Genomic DNA, 18,092 nt, shown 5'->3' on the forward strand with positions numbered 1-18,092 from the left:
AGGGGGCGTAAGCCCCCTCCCTGACTGTTGGCTTCTCTCTTTTTTGCGGATGGCTATCTATTGCAAAAGTAAATACATATACGGAAGTGCGTTTACTAGCGTCGCATGCCGCGAAGACCGTTGACATAACAGCGTGATAGAAATCACGATGTACCGCGTGAGCTCCACGTAATGTACGGAGCGCAGGGATCGAGCAGTATCCCTAGGTTCGCTCAGGTAGCTGATTCAGTCAGAGAGCGTAAGGAAAGCGCCTTTTTAGGGTTCGGGGAATCCGTAATGGCTCAAGGAAGCAGCCCGCTTGTTCTTGTCGACGAGCCAGCGTCCGACGACGAAGGCCATCGGCGCGTCGACTTGGCGCTCGCGGGGCTGGTGCTGCTTGCCCAGTATCACGGCATCGCCGCCGATGTCGCTCACTTGAAGCACGAATATGGTCTGGGAGATGAGCCGCCCGACCAAACAGGCCTCCTGCTCGCAGCCAAGCGTTTGGGTCTCAAGGCCAAAATCTCCAAGGTCCCCGCAGAGCGCCTGGACAAGGTCTCACTACCAGCGATGGCCTATCAGCCTGATGGCCAGCACTTCATTGTTGCCAAAGCTAGCGATCAGCAAATTCTGATCCAGGATCTGAACCTGCAACGGCCGCAAGTGCTATCGCGTGATCAGTTCGGCGAACGTTACGCCGGTGAACTGCTGCTGGTCGCCTCCCGTGCTTCAGTGTTGGGCGAACTTGCCAAGTTCGATTTCCGCTGGTTTGTACCCGCTGTGGTGAAGTACCGGCGGATCCTGCTCGAAGTCTTCATCGTTTCCTTGTTCATCCAGTTGTTCGCTTTGATAACGCCACTGTTCTTCCAGGTTGTCATGGACAAGGTGCTTGTCCATCAGAGCCTGACGACACTGGAAGTCATTGCGATCGGCTTGGTGGCGATCGCTGTCTTCGACGTGACTCTTAACGGGCTGCGGACCTATGTCTTTTCTCACACCACCAGCAAGATCGATGTCGAGCTGGGGGCCCGGCTATTCCGTCACATCCTTAGCCTGCCGCTGGCCTACTTCGAATCACGCCGGGTAGGCGAGACGGTAGCCCGTGTTCGTGAGCTCGAGAACATTCGAAACTTCCTGACCGGGCAAGCATTGACCTCGGTACTGGACCTTCTGTTTACCGGCGTGTTCCTGGCGGTGATGTTCTACTACAGCTTCTGGCTGACCCTGATCGTCGTGCTGTCCCTTCCCGTGTACGCACTGTGGTCGGCGGCCATTACTCCGGTGCTGAGAAAGCGCCTGGACGAGAAGTTCGCTCGGGGAGCCGAGAACCAGTCCTTCCTGGTCGAGACCATCAACGGAATAGGTACGGTCAAGGCCACTGCCGTAGACCCGCGTATGACCCGCACGTGGGATGCGCAGTTGGCGGGCTACGTGGGTGCCGGGTTCAAGGTGGCACGCCTGGCCAACGTGGGCCAGCAGGGCATCCAGCTGGTGCAGAAGTTGGTAGGCGTCGCCATCCTGTTCTTTGGCGCCCGCTTGGTCATCCAAGGGGATCTGTCGGTTGGCCAGTTGATCGCCTTCAACATGCTCTCCGGCCAGGTTGCCGCGCCCATCCTGCGGCTGGCCCAGCTCTGGCAGGACTTCCAGCAGGTCGGAATCTCGGTCCAGCGCTTGGGCGACATCCTCAATACCCGGACCGAAGTACCCGGTAGCCGCATGACGCTGCCGGCGATCCAGGGGCGCGTCACATTTGAGGGCGTCGGTTTTCGATACCGGCCGGATACGGCAGAGGTCTTGGCGGGCATCGACCTGGATATCGCGCCGGGGGAGGTCATCGGCATCGTGGGGCGCTCAGGTTCGGGCAAGAGCACGCTGACCAAGCTGGTGCAGCGCCTCTATGTGCCCGAGCGCGGGCGCGTCCTGATCGATGGCCATGATCTGGCGCTGGCCGATCCAGCGTGGCTGCGCCGGCAGTTGGGGGTGGTGCTTCAGGAGAACTTCCTGTTCAACCGGAGCATCCGCGAGAACATCGCCTTGGGTGATCCAGGCATGGCGCTGGAGAGGGTCATCCACGCCGCGCAACTGGCTGGTGCGCACGATTTCATTACACAGCTGCCGGAAGGCTACGACACCAAGGTGGGCGACAACGGGGCGGGGCTTTCGGGTGGGCAGCGCCAGCGCATCGCCATTGCCCGCGCCCTGGTTACCAATCCTCGCATCCTGATCTTCGACGAAGCCACCAGTGCGCTCGACTACGAGTCCGAGCATGCCGTCATGCAGAACATGCGGGCCATCTGCCAAGGGCGCACGGTTCTCATCATCGCCCACCGTCTCTCTACCGTGAGGATGGCCAACCGGATCGTCGTTGTAGACAAAGGCAAGATTGTGGAGTCAGGCCGTCACGAAGATCTGGTGGACCGCCCGGGTGGCCAGTACGCGCACCTCTACAAGCTCCAGCAAGGTGTCGCATGAAACACATCCTGGGTGCGGCCTATGAGTTCCTGGCCCGTTATGGCCAGGCATTCTCAGCGGCATGGAAGGTGCGGGCACAACTGGACCCACCGAAGCGGTCGGAGGACGAACTAGCCTTTCTGCCCGCACAGCTGGAGCTGGTCGAGAGCCCGGCATCGCCAGCAGCGCGCTGGACGATGCGGATCATCATGGCCTTGTTCTGTGTGGCTCTGCTTTGGTCGATCTTTGGAAAGCTGGACATCGTCGCGGTCGCCTCTGGCAAGACCGTCGTCAACTCTCGTACAAAGGTCATCCAGACCGCCGAAACCGCGGTGGTGCGCCGCATCTTGGTACGGGATGGACAGGCGGTACGGAAGGGCGATGTGCTGGTCGAGCTGGATGCAACCGCGACCGGAGCAGATTTCGAGCAGGCGGGCGACGCTCTGGTCAATGCCCGCTTGGCTGCGCTTCGCTTTGAGGCAATGACAAAGGCGCTCGACTCGGGTCTTCTTCCCGGTGCTCCTGAGGAGCCGGGTCTTCCAAATGATCGTGTGCGTGCTGAGTGGTTGCTGGCAGCGAGCGAGTTGGCGGAGTACCAGGCGAGGCGACAGAGCTTACAAGCAAGCATCGCCCAGCGTCAGGCACAGGAGAACACGGTGCGCTCCCAGATTTCACCGATGGAGCAAAGCCTGGCGATCTCAAAAGAACGCGTGGCTGACTTGGAGAAGCTGTTGGGTGGACAGTACGTCAGTCGGCACGAATTCCTGGCGCGCAAGCAGGAGATGGTCGAGATGGAGCGCTCGCTGACGGCACAGCGAGCGACCTTGTTGGAGACAGGTTCGGCACTCGCCGGAGCGCGTGAGGAACTACAGGTGCTGGAGGCTGATACGCGCCAACAAATGTTCGAAGGTCTTCGCCAAGCACGTGAGCAGGTGGGGCAGTACCGGCCTCAGGTCGCCAAAACACAACAGCGAGACAGGCTGATGCAGTTGCGCGCGCCCGTGGACGGCAACGTGCAGCAGTTGACTGTGCATACCGTGGGCGGGGTAGTTACGCCTGCACAGGCACTCATGGCCGTGGTGCCCAGCGAGGAATCCCTTGAGGTGGAAGCCACCCTTCTGAACAAGGACATCGGCTTCATTCGACCGGGTCAACGGGCCACGATCAAGGTGGAGAGCTTTCCCTACACGCGTTACGGCTACCTCGAGGGCGTGGTTGAGACGGTGTCTCATGATGCGGCCCAAGACGAGAATTTTGGCTTGGTCTTCCCTGCACGACTGCGTTTGACGAACGCCAGCCTGATGGTCGACGGCGTGAGCGTAGCGCTGACACCAGGAATGAGTCTCAGCGTTGAAATAAAGACCGGAAAACGGCGACTGATTGACTATTTGCTAAGCCCGTTGAAACAGCACAGCAATGAGGCGTTACGTGAAAGGTGACAGGTCCGTGTCAATGGTGGTGGTCGAAAAGAACCCCAAGCACTGCCTGGCCCAAGGAATGACTAGCGAAACATACTTCTGTAGCGCATGACTTGCGTGAAATACAAGTTGAGGCAAAAGCGCCGCTCGCTATGAGTAACGGAGACTGGGAAGTGAGAAAAAAATACATCATAGGTGCGCTGCTACTGTCGGCAGTCGCGGCACTAGGCATGTATCTGCTGGTCTTTGTTCGCACCGGCCTTCCATCGGACGGCGAGATGGCTGATCGGTTCTGGAAGCATGAGAAAGAGTTCAACGAAATTGCTCGAAGATACAGAGATTTTGAAGAGCCGGATGGGAAGTCCCAGTACTTATGGGGAAGTCAGCCCGGCACTGCGGAGCTGCTGGCGAAGGCTGGGATATACCAAGTAATTGCAGACGGAAGCACGCCCTCAATTCCAGTGCGCGTTCTTGAGATGAATGGCTGGAGGAGAGCAGAAGACTACTCAAGCAGCCAAGATTCATACAAATACATCGACAGGTATGGGGTTCTAAAGCTGACGCCGTATCCGCGCAGAAAGTACGAAAGATTGACAATTTCTCACTCTCTCGTGTGGAAAGGATACAGGAACTTCCCTGTCGAGCCGCGCGTAGTGAATGGGCAACTGCGGTGGGGTAATAGCGCCTCGAGAATCGTTGACTCACTGGATCGCTTCCCTTCGGATTGGAAAACCGGAGAGTGCGTATACAAGAAGCTGGACGCAACGTGGTACATGCACCTTTGCAATGGACACTGACGATAGGAGATCGACATGGCGACCGTTAAGTACCTGAATTCAACCGTGACCCTGCAGTACGATGCAGACGACTTTCAGTACATAAGCTCTCACGCACAAAAGATCATTGATGCAGCGCAATCCGTTGGGGTGTCGATAGGGGCGATAGCGGGGGCTATGGTTGAAGAGTACAGCGCGTACTCAAGCTTTTGGCGAAATGCTCAAGAACTGATCATTGATGGCGCCGCACAAACGTACACGCATGAAGAAATTGCTGAAAACTACGCGCTCGTGAAATCTGATAGTTCAATTGGCGACGAGATCCTTGATCGAATCCAAAACGTTGCATTGGTCGACGTTGGTGCATCAAATTTTAAGATCGAAACAGCAATAGATATCGTTCTTGGGTTTCACTCAAAATATCCGCAGTTCCAGCTTTCGAGATTTCTTGGGAACTATGACGATCTTGTGGCGGAAATTGTGGATCAGACCTCCAATCTCACAGAAATCCTGTATGCAATTTACATCAAGGAATATGCAGAGAAGTTCTTCATAGACAATCAAGCCTATCCTGGGCAATGGAATTCACTGCCTCAGGTATTCAAAGACTCTCTATTGGTCACCTACACAAATCGAGGTGGGGAGAGCATGTTGCAGTCTTTGAACGACATGTATCAGGGGAGAAGCTACACACCGCTTCCCGGCCCAGGAACCACAGCGGGAATCAATCATCTTGCAAATTCGCAAGGTATCGGTGCGACTTTGGGGCTGGCGGGATACGGCTCGGAAGTTCAGGGGGTAGATTCTTTCTCGTACGGGGCATTGCTGCCAGGTGCGGGAGGTATCGCTTATCGCTATGCACTCCAACAGCTTCGTTTCGTTGTCATCGATGGCCTTGATTACAGTAGTTCGAATTCCGAGGGGCAGCTCGAGCTTTACGACCCGGAGACGGGCGAAGGTGAGATGACCGAAGAGTACATCCAGGACGCGTTGCAGGCGGTAGGAATATACGCCGCGGAGCAGGCCGGATCATCGCCTTCGGGTTGGGCAGATGCCTACGTTGCGAATGTACGCGCAAATTGGTCAACGACCATTGGAAGCGGATCCCGCCGGATCATATTCGGTAGCGATGAAAGCGACGCGATGATCGGCGGCAACGCTGCAGATCGTCTTTACGGCGGACTTGGCGACGATGTTATCAATGGCGGGAATGACAAAGACTACTTAGAAGGAAATGGTGGCGCTGATTCAATCAGTGGCGGCGATGGAGATGATGAGATCCATGGAGGGATGGGCGATGACTACCTTTATGGAGATGCCGGCAAAGACAGTATTCACGGCGGAAATGGTGATGACATTATCTACGGTCAGAACTCCGACAGTTCCAGTGGCACGGACGAAGACAAGCTTTATGGAGATAAAGGCGACGATGTTCTATACGGCTCTGCCGGTCGCACCTTCCTTGACGGAGGAGAAGGTCAGGATGAGCTAAGAGGCGGTGAAGGTTCAGACATCTACAAGGCCGACAGCAATGATCTTATTGTGGATGAAGATGGTAAGGGTTCCGTATTTTTCGAGAACCGTCAGTTAACGGGTGGAACGCGCAAGGAAGAGGATCCCGAAAACGAGTACCGCAATGGCAACCTGCTTTACGTGTACAACGAGCAGACGCAGACCCTGACAGTCAATGGACTGGCCTTTGAGCAATTCACCAATGGTGATCTTGGCATCTTCCTAGAAACAGAGCCTGACGATGATGAAGAGAAGCCGGATATGGGTGACGCTGAAACCCGAGCCTCTCCGCTTGTCATCGATCTGGATGGCGATGGCGTCGAAAGCGCTTCCTACAGCCGTGACCGATACTTCGATCATGACGCCAATGGATTGCTAGAGTCGACTGCGTGGGCTGGCAGTGACGATGGCCTGCTAGTTCGTGATCTGAATGGTAACGGCCGTATCGACAGCGGGCGTGAGCTCTTTGGCAACAATACCCGCCTAGCCAATGGAAGCTTGGCTGGAAATGGATTCTTGGCGCTTTCCGATCTGGATGCGAATCAGGACGGCCTCCTCGACTCCCAGGACGCTGCATTCTCCGAGCTTCGGGTGTGGCGCGATGCAAATGGCAACGGCATAACAGACAGCGGCGAGCTGCTGACATTGGGGCAAGCCGGCCTTACCAGCATCAGGACCCAATGGACAACATCAAACCTTGTTGATGGAAACGGCCAAGCCCATCGACAGATTGGAAGTGGCATTCGAAGCGATGGCAGTACCGCAAGCATCTCGGACATCTGGTTCACGTCTGATGCTTCACGTCGAATCAATGGTGTAGATGTATCCCCTGAGGTGCTTTTTGGACTGATGGATCTTCCGGATGCGAAGGCTTTTGGCAATTTGATGGATCTTCGCCAAGCCATGGCGCTCGATGCAACGTTGCGCGATTTGGTAGTGACCTATGTCGATCAACAGGATTCTGCCCAACGTACTGCGCTGCTCAGGGGTATCATTTTCCAGTGGGCCGGCGTAACCGATATCGTCGCGAACAGCCGGGGTGGCTTCGTGGATGCGCGCGAGCTGGCGGTTGTAGAGTTATTGTCTGGACGGCCTTATACCAATCAGTACACACCCAACGACCCCAATCCTCGTCCCGAAGCCGGTAACCTGCTTACTGGCGAGTTCAACGAGTTCCTGCAGTACGTCGGAGCCCAGATCGAGGCGCAAAGCCAATACGCAGATACCGGAGTATTCCTGGGTGGATTCGCTTCTGGCTACAGGAATGTTGTCGTCGACTGGAATGCCTTTAAGCAATACATGATCGCAGCCCATGACGAACCCGACGTCGAGAGGATCACCGATCTTGTGAGATTGTCAGCTGCGCTGGCTTCATATTCGCCGTCGATGAGAGCCCAGCTCGAGGATGCCTATCTAGGGCTTATTGCGCTGCGCCCCGGAATTGCACCGCTCATTGATGTTGTCAGCTCCGTAATAGGCACTAGCGATGCCGATGTGCTGTATGGAAGCAGCGGCAAAGATGCAATCAATGGCCAGGCGGGCGACGACACCCTATACGGTCACTCCGGTGATGACATCTATATTTACAAGCCGGGCGATGGAAATGATCGAATCTTCGATAGTTCAGGTAGCGATCAGATCTATTTCATGGGTGGGATCCTGCCGGAGCACTTGTCGCTGACGCGCGATGTTTCGAGCGTTATTGTGCGCGTCACGATAAATGGTGTCTCCAGTGAGCTGCGTATCAACAACGTGTTCGAAGGTACGGAAGGAGCCCTGCGGGAGGGTGTGATTGAGCAGTTCCGATTCGAGAACGGCACGCTCTGGAATCAAAGCCAGATCCTTGCTGCGATCACGCAGCAAGCCACCAGTGGAAACGATGGCTTGTATGGGTCCTCTGCGGACGAGGTGTTCTTCGGGCTGGAAGGAAATGATGAGATCGCGGGCTATGGTGGCAACGACACCATCCATGGTGATGCTGGGAACGATGATCTTTTGGGCGGCACGGGCAACGATGTCCTCAACGGTGGAGATGGCGACGATACGCTTGATGCCGGCGCCGATGATGACGTTCTAAGTGGTGGGGCGGGTAGTGATGCGCTCTTCGGAGGCGCTGGCGACGATACGCTGTCTGGAGGTGCGGGAAACGACACGTTGAGAGGAGGTACGGGTTCAGACACCTACATATTCAACTTGGGTGATGGCCAAGATACGATTTTCGACTACGATCAAACCAGTGGTCGTAACGACGTCTTGCAGTTTGGCGAGGGGATAGATCCCTCAGCGGTGACCGTTCGCCGCTCCAACGATGATCTGGTACTAACCATTGCGGGAACCTCTGACAAGGTAGTCATCCAGTACTACTTCCAGAATGACGGCAACGCGGGATACCGCGTCGATGAAATCAGGTTCTTCGGTGAAGGCGCACCCCTTTGGAACCTCGAAACGATTAGGTCGCTCGTGCTCGTTCCCACGAGCGGAGATGACGTGCTGCGCGGGTACGAGACTGCGGATACGATCGCTGGTGGCGAAGGCAATGACACGCTGCACGGACATGGGGGCAACGACACGCTTCTTGGCCAAGACGGTACCGACACTGTCTATGGTGGCAGTGGTAACGATACGATCAGTGGCGGTGCCGGGAACGATGTGCTCCACGGCGAGGCTGGCAGCGACCTTCTGAATGGCGATGCCGGTAGCGACACGTTGCGCGGCGGCGCCGACAACGACCATCTGATCGGCGGATTGGATGATGACCATCTGGAGGGTGGGGAAGGCGACGACAACTACTATTTTTCCGCCGGAGACGGTCAGGACACCATTACTGACACGCAAGGACTGAGTACGATCTATGTGTCAGGGCTGCCCCTGGACCAGATCTACTTCCGACGCGACGGAACCTCCCTCGTACTCAACTTCCTGGGTTCGCCGGATGACCATATCCGTCTGACCGACTTTTTTGACCCTCTGACGCAACTGGCGAGTTATGGCCTCCGATTTGATTCCGGAACTGGTATCACGTGGCAGCTCAGTTCCGCAGAGCTAGATGAGGCGTCGCTGCTTGGTACAGCGCTTAACGATGTTATCCATGGGAACTCTCTGGATAATGCGATTGGCGGTAGTGACGGTGACGACACGCTCTATGGGAATGGTGGAAACGACAGCCTGGATGGCGGTGCAGGCGATGACGCGCTCCATGGTCAAACAGGCAACGATGTCTTGTCCGGCGGGGACGGAAGTGATTACCTAGATGGCGGTTCCGGCGCGGATCAGCTTATGGGTGGCGCCGGCGATGATACGTATGTGGTTGATGACGTGGGCGATGTCGTGACAGAAATGGTCAATTCTGGTTCCGATACCATACGGAGCAGCATTAGTATCGCGCTGCCAGACCATGTCGAGCGGCTTGAGTTGATCGGCACAGAGGCCATCGATGCCACGGGCAATGGCGCTGATAACACGCTAGTTGGCAACGGTGGCAACAACGTCCTGCGCGGGCTTGCCGGCGACGATACGCTAGACGGAGGCGCCGGCAATGATGTGCTTGAGGGCGGTGAGGGTCATGACGTACTGGATGGTGGTGTCGGGATCGACCAGCTGATCGGTGGCGTTGGAGATGACCGATATCGGGTTGACGACAGTTCGGATGTGGTGGTCGAGCTGGCGGGGCAGGGTACCGACACTGTCGAATCGACCGCGTATAGCTACACCTTGTCGGACAATGTCGAGCACTTGATCCTGGTTGAGGGCAGTAACGCCCATGAGGCAATCTCGGGCGCAGGAAGCCAGATCCTGACCGGCAACAGCTACGGGAATCGCTTAGATGGTGGCGTTGGCTCGGATACCCTGATCGGCGGTTTGGGCGACGACATCTACGTCATTGACTCGACCGGTGACGTGATCATCGAGAACGCCGACGGAGGGACCGATACGGTCGAGTCGAGCATCAGCTACACGCTAGGCGCGACGCTGGAGAATCTGACCCTGCTGGGAAGCGCCGATCTCAATGCCACGGGCAATGACGGCGACAACGTCATCCAAGGCAACGAGGGTAGCAACCGCATTGAAGGCGGTGAAGGTGCGGATACCCTGTCTGGTGGCGCAGGCGACGACTACTACGTCGCTGTATCTTCGGATGACAGCGTCCACGAGTACGCTGGCGAGGGCGATGACACCGTGGAGCGCGTCTTCGAGACCAACCTGGTTCTGGAAAGCAACGTTGAGAACCTGATCCTGGGCTCCGGCATCACAACTGGCAATGGCAACGGACTGGATAACACCATTACGGGTAATGCCGAGGGCAACACGCTGGGCGGCTGGGATGGCGATGATCTCCTGCATGGTCTGGATGGTGATGACGCGCTGTTTGGTGGTGATGGGACAGACACGCTGCTGGGCGGCATCGGGAATGACTACCTGGATGGCGGTGCGGGCGTGGACCTCCTCGAAGGCGGTGCGGGCAACGATGTCTACATCGTCGATGACAGTGCCGATGTCGTGATCGAGGCGGCAGGCGCGGGCACCGACCAGGTACAGACGACCGCTTCCTATGCGCTGTCAGCCAACATCGAGAACCTGTTCCTGATGGAAGCAGGTGCCATCGATGGCACAGGCAATGCGCTGGATAACTACATTGCTGGTAATAGCGATACCAACGTGATCGATGGCGGTGGCGGCAGCGACACACTCGTGGCCGGCGCCGGCGACGATTCGCTGATCGGTGGAACGGGCGATGACAAGTATGTCTTTGACGAAACCTCGGGCAGCGACGTCATCGATAACAGCGATGGTGGATTCGATGGCGTGTTCTTCACCGGAGGAGTGACCCGGGAGCGCCTGTCCTTCTCACGCGATGGCGACGACCTGCTGATCTTCATCGACGCCGCCACCACGCCATCGGTGCGTGTGCTGAACCACTTCCTGGGTGGTAATGCCGCCATCGACTACGTACAGCCCGATGGCGGCTTCTACCTGACCACCACGGAGATCAACCAGATCGTGGCTGGCGGTGGCACCGGTGGGGAGTACGACCAGGTGATCGAAGGTACCGCCTCGGGCGAGCAATTGGTCGGTGGCACCGGCAAGGACCTGGTCAAGGGCTTGGCGGGCAACGATCAACTATTCGGCATGGGCGGCAACGACACCCTCCAAGGCGGCGACGGCGACGATTACTTGGCCGGCGGCAATGGCAGTGGCAGCGGATCCGGGAACGATCGCCTGGAGGGCGGGGCAGGGGCGGACACCCTGGCGGGCCAAGACGGGGCAAACGTTCTGATTGGTGGTGCTGGCAACGATAGCTACGTCTACGGGGGAGGCCAGGACACGATCGACAACACCGGCGGCGGCTACGACGGCGTCTTCTTCAACAATGGCATCCTGGCGGACGATCTGGCCTTCTCAAGGGAGGGGGATGATCTTCTTATTACGATCGACGGCAACGCCAGTGCAACGGTCCGCGTCACCAACCACTTCTTGGGGGGGGACTACGCCATCGACTTCGTCCAACCGGCCTCGGGCAGCCTGCTCAATACCGCAGCCATCAATGCCTTGGCAGAGGACGACGGCGGCAACCCCGGCGGAGGCGGCAACGAAGGCAATGACGATGACTATTCCAATGTAGTCACCGGGACCGCGTCGGGAGAGCAGTTGCTCGGAACCTCGGGGCGCGATCTGATCCGCGGGTTGGCGGGCAACGACACGCTGTTCGGCTTCGGTGGTGATGACAAGTTCGAAGGCGGAGATGGCGATGACTACATCTCCGGCGGCAACGGCTCCTTCAGTGGCTCGGGCAACGACATCCTCATCGGTGGCAACGGGAACGACACGCTGGTGGGTGAGGATGGCGCTGACATGCTGATTGGTGGCGCGGGTGACGACGACTACTACTACTCTGCGGGTTCGGGTAGCGACACCATCGACAATATCGGTGGGGGCACCGACTGGGTGTTCTTCAATGGCATTGCGCGTGAGCGCTTGTCTTTCCATCAAGATGGTGATGACCTGCTAGTCCGCGTCGATGCGAGCGCGGCTTCACAGGTCCGTGTGCTGGGCCACTTCCTCGGGGGCAATCAGGCCATCAGCTACGTGCAACCGGGGAGTGGGTATGCCATTCCTGCATCGGAGATCCCAGGATTGCTCGCGTCGCTGCCGCAGGGCTTTGCTGCAGTGCCCTCGGGTAATTCATCTGCTCTCATCGCCCAAGAGTCGAATACGGCCAGTGCCATGCTTGCACCGGGGCATGGCCGCGGGACGCAAAGCCTGCCTGCCCGTATGGACGGCCAAATTGGTATTCAGCGGGTTGCCGTCATCCAGGAAGTTCCGCTCGTCGCAGCTGACACAGGTCGTAAGCCAGCAATCACGGGTGGCACCGGTCAGCCGACTCTCGTGGATCCGCCGGCAACGACGGGAGGCGGTTTGGTGCCGCTGCTGGAGCGTTGGGAGCATAGGGAAACGCTGTGGGATAGGCAATTCTCGGGCGATGTCGGCTGGGGCGAGCATTGGAGGCGTGACATTCCTGTCGTGCATGGCGACCCGAGTCCCGATATCCGGCAACTCGAAGGGCTCATTTCTGCCATGGCGGGCTTTGGTTCCGACGGAGGGGTAGACATGCTGCCGATGGCACGAGCTGAGCATCGCGATTCGTCAATGTTCGCCGTACAGGTCTTGTAAGGGGCTAGACCTTCAAGCCGTTTCAGAAAAGGGCCGCACAACGTGCGGCCATTTTTTTGTGACTGTGAGTAAGTGTTGAGCAGGCAGCCTCCACTTCCTGAAGGAAGCGGCTCGCCTATCCACCCGCAGCGGAGAGACGAACTCGGTCAGTTGGCCTCACGCTGATCAACGACAAGAGAAGGTATCCAAGGGGTTGATGCCAAGACCAGGAACGTTTGGCGATAAGTACTCAGCTGAGACTTGGCTATGAGATTCCGGACACCGGCATCGCTGCTGGGCTGCATATCTCTTTTCTTCTTCTGGACGATCGTCATCGAGGCACAGCTGTCGGCTTTGGCCGCGCGAACAGTGCCTGAGTGGCAAAGGTTCTTAGCGGCGCTGTCTCGCAACGTGGTGCGATCCTGTACGAGCTGTTTGGTACACGATGCGTGCGCTCTTGAGTCTGCGTAGCGCCTGCGTGTGCAGGTAGGGTTCCGAAGGTGCGGTACTGGCGAGTTCAAGGCTTGAGTGCAAAAAGGGAAGGGGCAGGAAGCGCGAGCGTCGTTCGTGCGCTGGGAAGAGGGCGAGGCGGGGCGCACCGTGCGCCTGAATGGCGTGCTGATCGATCGGTTCGCGCCCGCCGAGCCCGCGGGCTACCCGACGGTGTGCAAGGGGCGCTACGACGTGGGTGGGGAGATCTTCCATGCACTGGAGGAACCCACCAGCCTGAACACCCTGGAGTTGCTGCCGCGCCTGGCGCAGGCGGGGGTGGCGGCGTTGAAGATCGAGGGCCGCCAGCGCGGCGCCGCGTACGTGGGCTCCGTCACCCGCGTATGGCGCGAAGCGATCGACCAGCAGCAGCGTGCACTGCAGGGATGGCAAGCCAGCCCGCAATGGCAGGACACCCTGGCGTCCCACGCGGAAGGGCGGCAGACCACTCTGGGGCCCTACCACCGTGCATGGCACTGAATCGATGAAACTGAGCCTTGGCCCGTTGCAGTACTTCTGGCCGCGCGAGCGCGTGCTGTCCTTCTACCGCGAGGCCGCCGGCTGGCCCGTCGACATCGTCTACTTGGGCGAGACCATCTGCAGCAAGCGACGGGAGCTTCGCACGCGCGATTGGCTGTCGCTGGCGGAAGAACTCGCCGACAGCGGCAAGGAAGTCGTCCTGTCGACGCTGGCGCTGATCGAGGCCGAGTCCGAATTGGGAGTGGTGCAGCGCCTCGCCGACAACGGCCGCTTCCTGCTCGAGGCGAACGACCTGTCGGCCGTGCAGGTGTGTCGCGAGCGCGGCATCTCCTTCGTGGGCGGGCCGACGCTGAATGTCTATAACCACCGCGCATTGCAGCTCCTGGTCGAAGACGGGCTCCGACGTTGGGTGCCCGGCATCGAGCAAGGGCAGGACCTGCTGAAGGCGTTGCGCGCGGCCATGGACGCCGACGGACAGCCGATGCCGGAGCTCGAAGCGATGGCATGGGGCCGGTTGCCCTTGGCCTATTCGGCGAGGTGTTTCACCGCACGCGCCGCGGACGTCCCCAAGGACCAGTGCGGATTCCGTTGCATCGAGCATCCGGACGGGCTGCCGCTGGACACGCGCGAGGGCGAACCCTTCATGGTGATCAACGGCATCCAGGTGCAGGGCATGGAAACCGTCGACATGGCGCCCGAACGCGATGAACTGGCGGAATGTGGCGTCGGCATCCTGCGCCTGTCGCCGCAGCACGATGACATGGCCGGGGTGGTGGAACACTTCCACGCGATGTTGCGATCACCGGTCCCACCGCCCCGGCTGGGCGCGCGGAACGGTTACTGGCACGGGCGTCCGGGCAAGGCGTCGCTGGCGGGACCGGCGCTCGACTGAGCGACGGCACCGGGAGCTTGCCGAAAAGGCGGGTCGGGATCAGCCAGCGTCATCGACGCAGAAGTGCGCGCCCACGCTCTTCCGGCGTTGCAGGGCCGCCTGCAGGAAACGGATCACGAGCTTTCCCTGCCACGCCTGATGAAGCCCCGGATGGAAGGAGAGGTGTTCCATGGCGTCGCTCATGCGCGCGCGCTGGCGCATCGGGCCCAGGGCCGAGCCTGCGAGTTGCCGGAGTTCGCCGAGTGCGTGCTTGTCCGCGGCAGGGCCGCGATCGACCCAGCGCTGGCGCCCGTGCGCAGGGACATGCAGGCGGATGTCGGCGAGGCGACGGCCCAGCCGGCGCCCGAACACCACGCCCTCCAGCAACGAATTGCTCGCCAGCCGGTTGGCGCCATGCACGCCGTTGCAGGCCACTTCGCCGACGGCATACAGACCCGGCACGCTGCTGCTGCCGTCCAGGTCCACGGCGATGCCGCCCATGTGGAAGTGCGCGGCCGGCGTCACCGGAATGCGCTGATGATGCGGATCGATGCCGTGCCGTCCGCACAGGGCGAAGACCGTGGGAAACCGCTGCGCCCAGTCGCCCTTCAGCGCGGTGGCGTCCAACCAGACGCGCCGACCTGCCTGCCGGCATTCCCATACCCGTCGCGCGACGTGGTCGCGCGGTGCAAAGTCCCCCATGGCGTGGCGCGCATCCATCAGCGCGCATCCCTCGTCATCCACCAGTCGTGCGCCTGCACCGCGCAGGGCTTCGGTGATCAGGGGCAGCGCGCCTTCCTGTTCCACGTCCAGTGCCGTGGGGTGGAACTGCATGAACTCCGCGTCGCGCAGGCGTGCACCGCAGGCGAGCGCGAGCGCGAGTCCGTTGCCGTCGGCGGTAGGCGGGTTGGTGGTCGCCGCGAACAATGCGCCGCAGCCACCTGTGGCCAGGACCAGTTCGGCACATTCGAGTTCCAGCGCCGAGCCAGTATGGGGAACGACCAAAACCACGCCTGACACGCGCCCTTCGCATAGCCGGATGGCCTCCAGCCAAGCTGGTGCCAGCCACGTGATGTGGTGTGCCCGCTGTGCTGCATTCGTCAGCGCCTGCAACAATGCCTGCCCACTGGCATCGCCACCGGCATGCACGATGCGGGAACAGCCGTGGCCGCCTTCCCGCCCCAGTTGAAGCCCGTTACCGTCGCGATCAAAGGCGATGCCCTGTGCCTGTAGCCAGCGGACCGCCAGGCCGGCTTCACCCACCAGGTAGTGAACGGCATCATGGTCATTGTGATGCGCGCCAGCCGTCATCGTGTCCCGCGCGTGCTCGGCGGGGGAGTCATCGAACGCCATGGCCGCTGCGATCCCACCTTGCGCCAATGCGGTGCAACCGCCGCTTCCAGGGGGCGAGCCGCCCACCAGCAGCACCGGCCTGGGCGCGGCGGACAGCGCGGTGACCAGCCCGGCGACACCGGTGCCGACGACGACCAGTCGGCTGGCGGACGGGTTCACAGTCGGTCCCGCCTGCCCACCGCGAGCATCCGCTCAAGTGCGGCGCGGGCGCGGCGCGATGTCTCCGCGTCGATTTCCACCCGGTGCTGCAGGTTGCGCAGGCAGTCGAAGATCCCGGGCAGCGTGATCCGCTTCATGTGCGGGCACAGGTTGCAGGGTTTCACGAACTCGATGTCCGGGAAGCGCGTGCGCAGGTTGTCCCCCATCGAGCACTCGGTGATCAGGGCGACCCGGGCTGGTCGTTCGCGTTCGAGCCAGTTGCCCATGGCGGTGGTGGAGCCGACGAAATCGGCTTCCTCCAGCACTTCCGGCGGGCACTCGGGGTGGGCGATGACCAGCGCGTCGAATCGCGCGCGCGCATGCCTCGCCTGTTGCGCCGTGAACCGCTCGTGCACCTCGCACCGACCCTCCCACAGCACCAATTCCACGGAGGTCATCGAAGCGACATGGCGGCCGAGGAACTGGTCGGGAAGGAAGATCACCTTGTCGGCCCCCATCGATTCGACCACCTGCAGCGCGTTGGCCGACGTGCAACAGGCATCTGACTCGGCTTTCACGGCGGCGCTGGTGTTGACGTAGGTGACCACCGGCGTGCCAGGATGGCGTGCGCGCAGGGCGCGCACATCCTCGGGCGTGATCGAACTGGCCAGCGAGCAGCCGGCCTCGGGATCCGGAATGAGCACTGTCCGCTCCGGCGCGAGGATCTTCGCCGTCTCCGCCATGAAGTGGACACCGCACATGACGACCACGTCGCTGTCGACGGTGGCGGCCGCCTCCGCCAAGGCCAGTGAGTCGCCGGTGATGTCGGCCACGCCATGGAAGATCTCCGGCGACTGGTAGCTGTGCGCCATGATCACCGCGCCGCGCTCGCGTTTCAGCTTGCGAATGGCGTCGATCCAGGGCAGATGGAGCGGCCATTCCAAGCAGGGCACACCACTGCCAGCGCGTTCCATCACGTCGGCGTATCGTTCCTCGAGGTCGGGCGACCACGCCGGGCGAACGGCCGCATTCATGCAGCCACCTCGCGGGATCGGTGGGCGCTGCGTGCCCGCTGCAGCAGGCGGGCGCCCCGCTGCAGCAGGATGCGCGGCCCGAGCGGAAAGCTCTCCCACGGCATACGATCAAGCAGGTTGCGCAGTAGCAGGCCGAGTTCGGTGTCGCCCGTCAGGGTAAGCCGTCGCTGGAAGAAGAGCGTGTCGGCGTCTTCCAGCCGGCTCGCCAGCAGCAGCAGATCGGTGACCGAACCGGAAACGGTCGCTTCTGCGGCTTCAGTGCTGGGCTGCAGCCGTTCGCCATCCAGCGTGAGAACCCACCGCAGCCCGAGATCGCTCACCTCGATGCCAATGCGACGCCCCGCGATCGGCGCGAGGGTGCGCCTGGCGTCGGGCGATGCGAGGGCCTGCGTGAGCAGCCGGAGCACCGCGATGTGCTGCAACGGGTCGGGAACACGTGTCAGCAGAAGGCGCCAGTAGCGCGGCGGCGGCAGCAGGCGCAGCACGGGATCGGTGACGTGCGGAAGGTCGGATGTGGACATGGTGGGCGCCTGTGGAGTGGATGCCTGGAATTCCGGAGCGCGTTGCCGCTGATGGGCGTGCGATATGAGCAAGGACATCAGCATCTGGCCGTGATCGGGATCGAGCCCGCAGCGCCGTGCCCGGGCGCGTGCCCGCACGATCACCTGCTGCTCGCGAGCAGCGTCCAGGGAAGGGATGCCTGCACGTGCCTTGATCCTCCCCGCCAAGGCTGCCAGCCCTTGGCGTCGGGAGAACAGCGCGACCATGCGGTCATCGACGTGATCGATCGCGAATCGGGTCCCGGCCAAGGCCAGCGCATCGAGCCGCATCACCGGCTGACGCCCGCTTCATTCGTGGGGAGAGAAGTGCTCATGGCGAAACGCAGCTTATGCAAGTGACTCGGCTGCGCTCCATGCTAGGGAGCTCCAGCGCTCCCGCCATT

9 protein-coding genes are annotated in these 18,092 nt (G+C 60.3%); 6 read left to right on the top strand and 3 right to left on the bottom strand.

Annotated features, from left to right (window positions below):
* Nucleotides 1-276: 276 nt before the first annotated feature.
* The 6 genes from AC3DET_RS12310 to AC3DET_RS12335 all read left to right on the top strand — a co-directional run bounded on the left by AC3DET_RS12310 (nt 277) and on the right by AC3DET_RS12335 (nt 14,645).
* The gene (locus AC3DET_RS12310; RefSeq protein ID WP_488391801.1) at nt 277-2,451 is read left to right on the top strand and encodes a type I secretion system permease/ATPase; all 2,175 of its coding nucleotides are present in this window, start codon (nt 277-279) and stop codon (nt 2,449-2,451) included.
* Nucleotides 2,448-3,869 (top strand): HlyD family type I secretion periplasmic adaptor subunit, encoded by a 1,422-nt coding sequence (locus AC3DET_RS12315; protein WP_488391802.1) that lies wholly within the window; start codon nt 2,448-2,450, stop codon nt 3,867-3,869. The genes AC3DET_RS12310 and AC3DET_RS12315 overlap by 4 nt, the downstream gene beginning before the upstream one ends.
* Before the next feature lie 209 nt (nt 3,870-4,078).
* A complete protein-coding gene (locus AC3DET_RS12320; RefSeq protein WP_488391803.1) occupies nt 4,079-4,645 on the top strand; it encodes a hypothetical protein in 567 nt (188 codons plus the stop codon).
* A 15-nt stretch (nt 4,646-4,660) separates the two neighbouring features.
* Nucleotides 4,661-12,805 (top strand): calcium-binding protein, encoded by an 8,145-nt coding sequence (locus AC3DET_RS12325; RefSeq protein WP_488391804.1) that lies wholly within the window; start codon nt 4,661-4,663, stop codon nt 12,803-12,805.
* Nucleotides 12,806-13,351: 546 nt separating this feature from the next.
* Entirely contained in the window at nt 13,352-13,753 is a 402-nt protein-coding gene (locus AC3DET_RS12330) for a peptidase U32 family protein (protein ID WP_488391805.1), read from the top strand.
* Nucleotides 13,754-13,757: 4 nt separating this feature from the next.
* On the top strand, nt 13,758-14,645 hold the full coding sequence (locus tag AC3DET_RS12335) for a U32 family peptidase (protein ID WP_488391806.1): 888 nt from the start codon (nt 13,758-13,760) through the stop codon (nt 14,643-14,645).
* Between the two features lie 39 nt (nt 14,646-14,684).
* On the opposite strand, the gene AC3DET_RS12340 is transcribed toward AC3DET_RS12335, so the two are convergent.
* The 3 genes from AC3DET_RS12340 to ubiT are packed head-to-tail and all read right to left on the bottom strand — an operon-like array spanning nt 14,685 to nt 17,979.
* Nucleotides 14,685-16,136: an L-aspartate oxidase gene (locus tag AC3DET_RS12340; protein ID WP_488391807.1), complete on the bottom strand. Its 1,452-nt coding sequence runs from the start codon at nt 16,134-16,136 to the stop codon at nt 14,685-14,687.
* A complete protein-coding gene (gene nadA / locus AC3DET_RS12345) occupies nt 16,133-17,149 on the bottom strand; it encodes a quinolinate synthase NadA (RefSeq protein WP_488391808.1) in 1,017 nt (338 codons plus the stop codon). Before nadA ends, AC3DET_RS12340 begins: the two co-directional genes overlap by 4 nt.
* The gene (gene ubiT, locus AC3DET_RS12350; RefSeq protein ID WP_488392150.1) at nt 17,146-17,979 is read right to left on the bottom strand and encodes a ubiquinone anaerobic biosynthesis accessory factor UbiT; all 834 of its coding nucleotides are present in this window, start codon (nt 17,977-17,979) and stop codon (nt 17,146-17,148) included. The genes nadA and ubiT overlap by 4 nt, the downstream gene beginning before the upstream one ends.
* Between the last annotated feature and the right edge of the window lie 113 nt (nt 17,980-18,092).

Source organism: Pseudoxanthomonas sp. 97-1-1, from assembly GCF_057773125.1.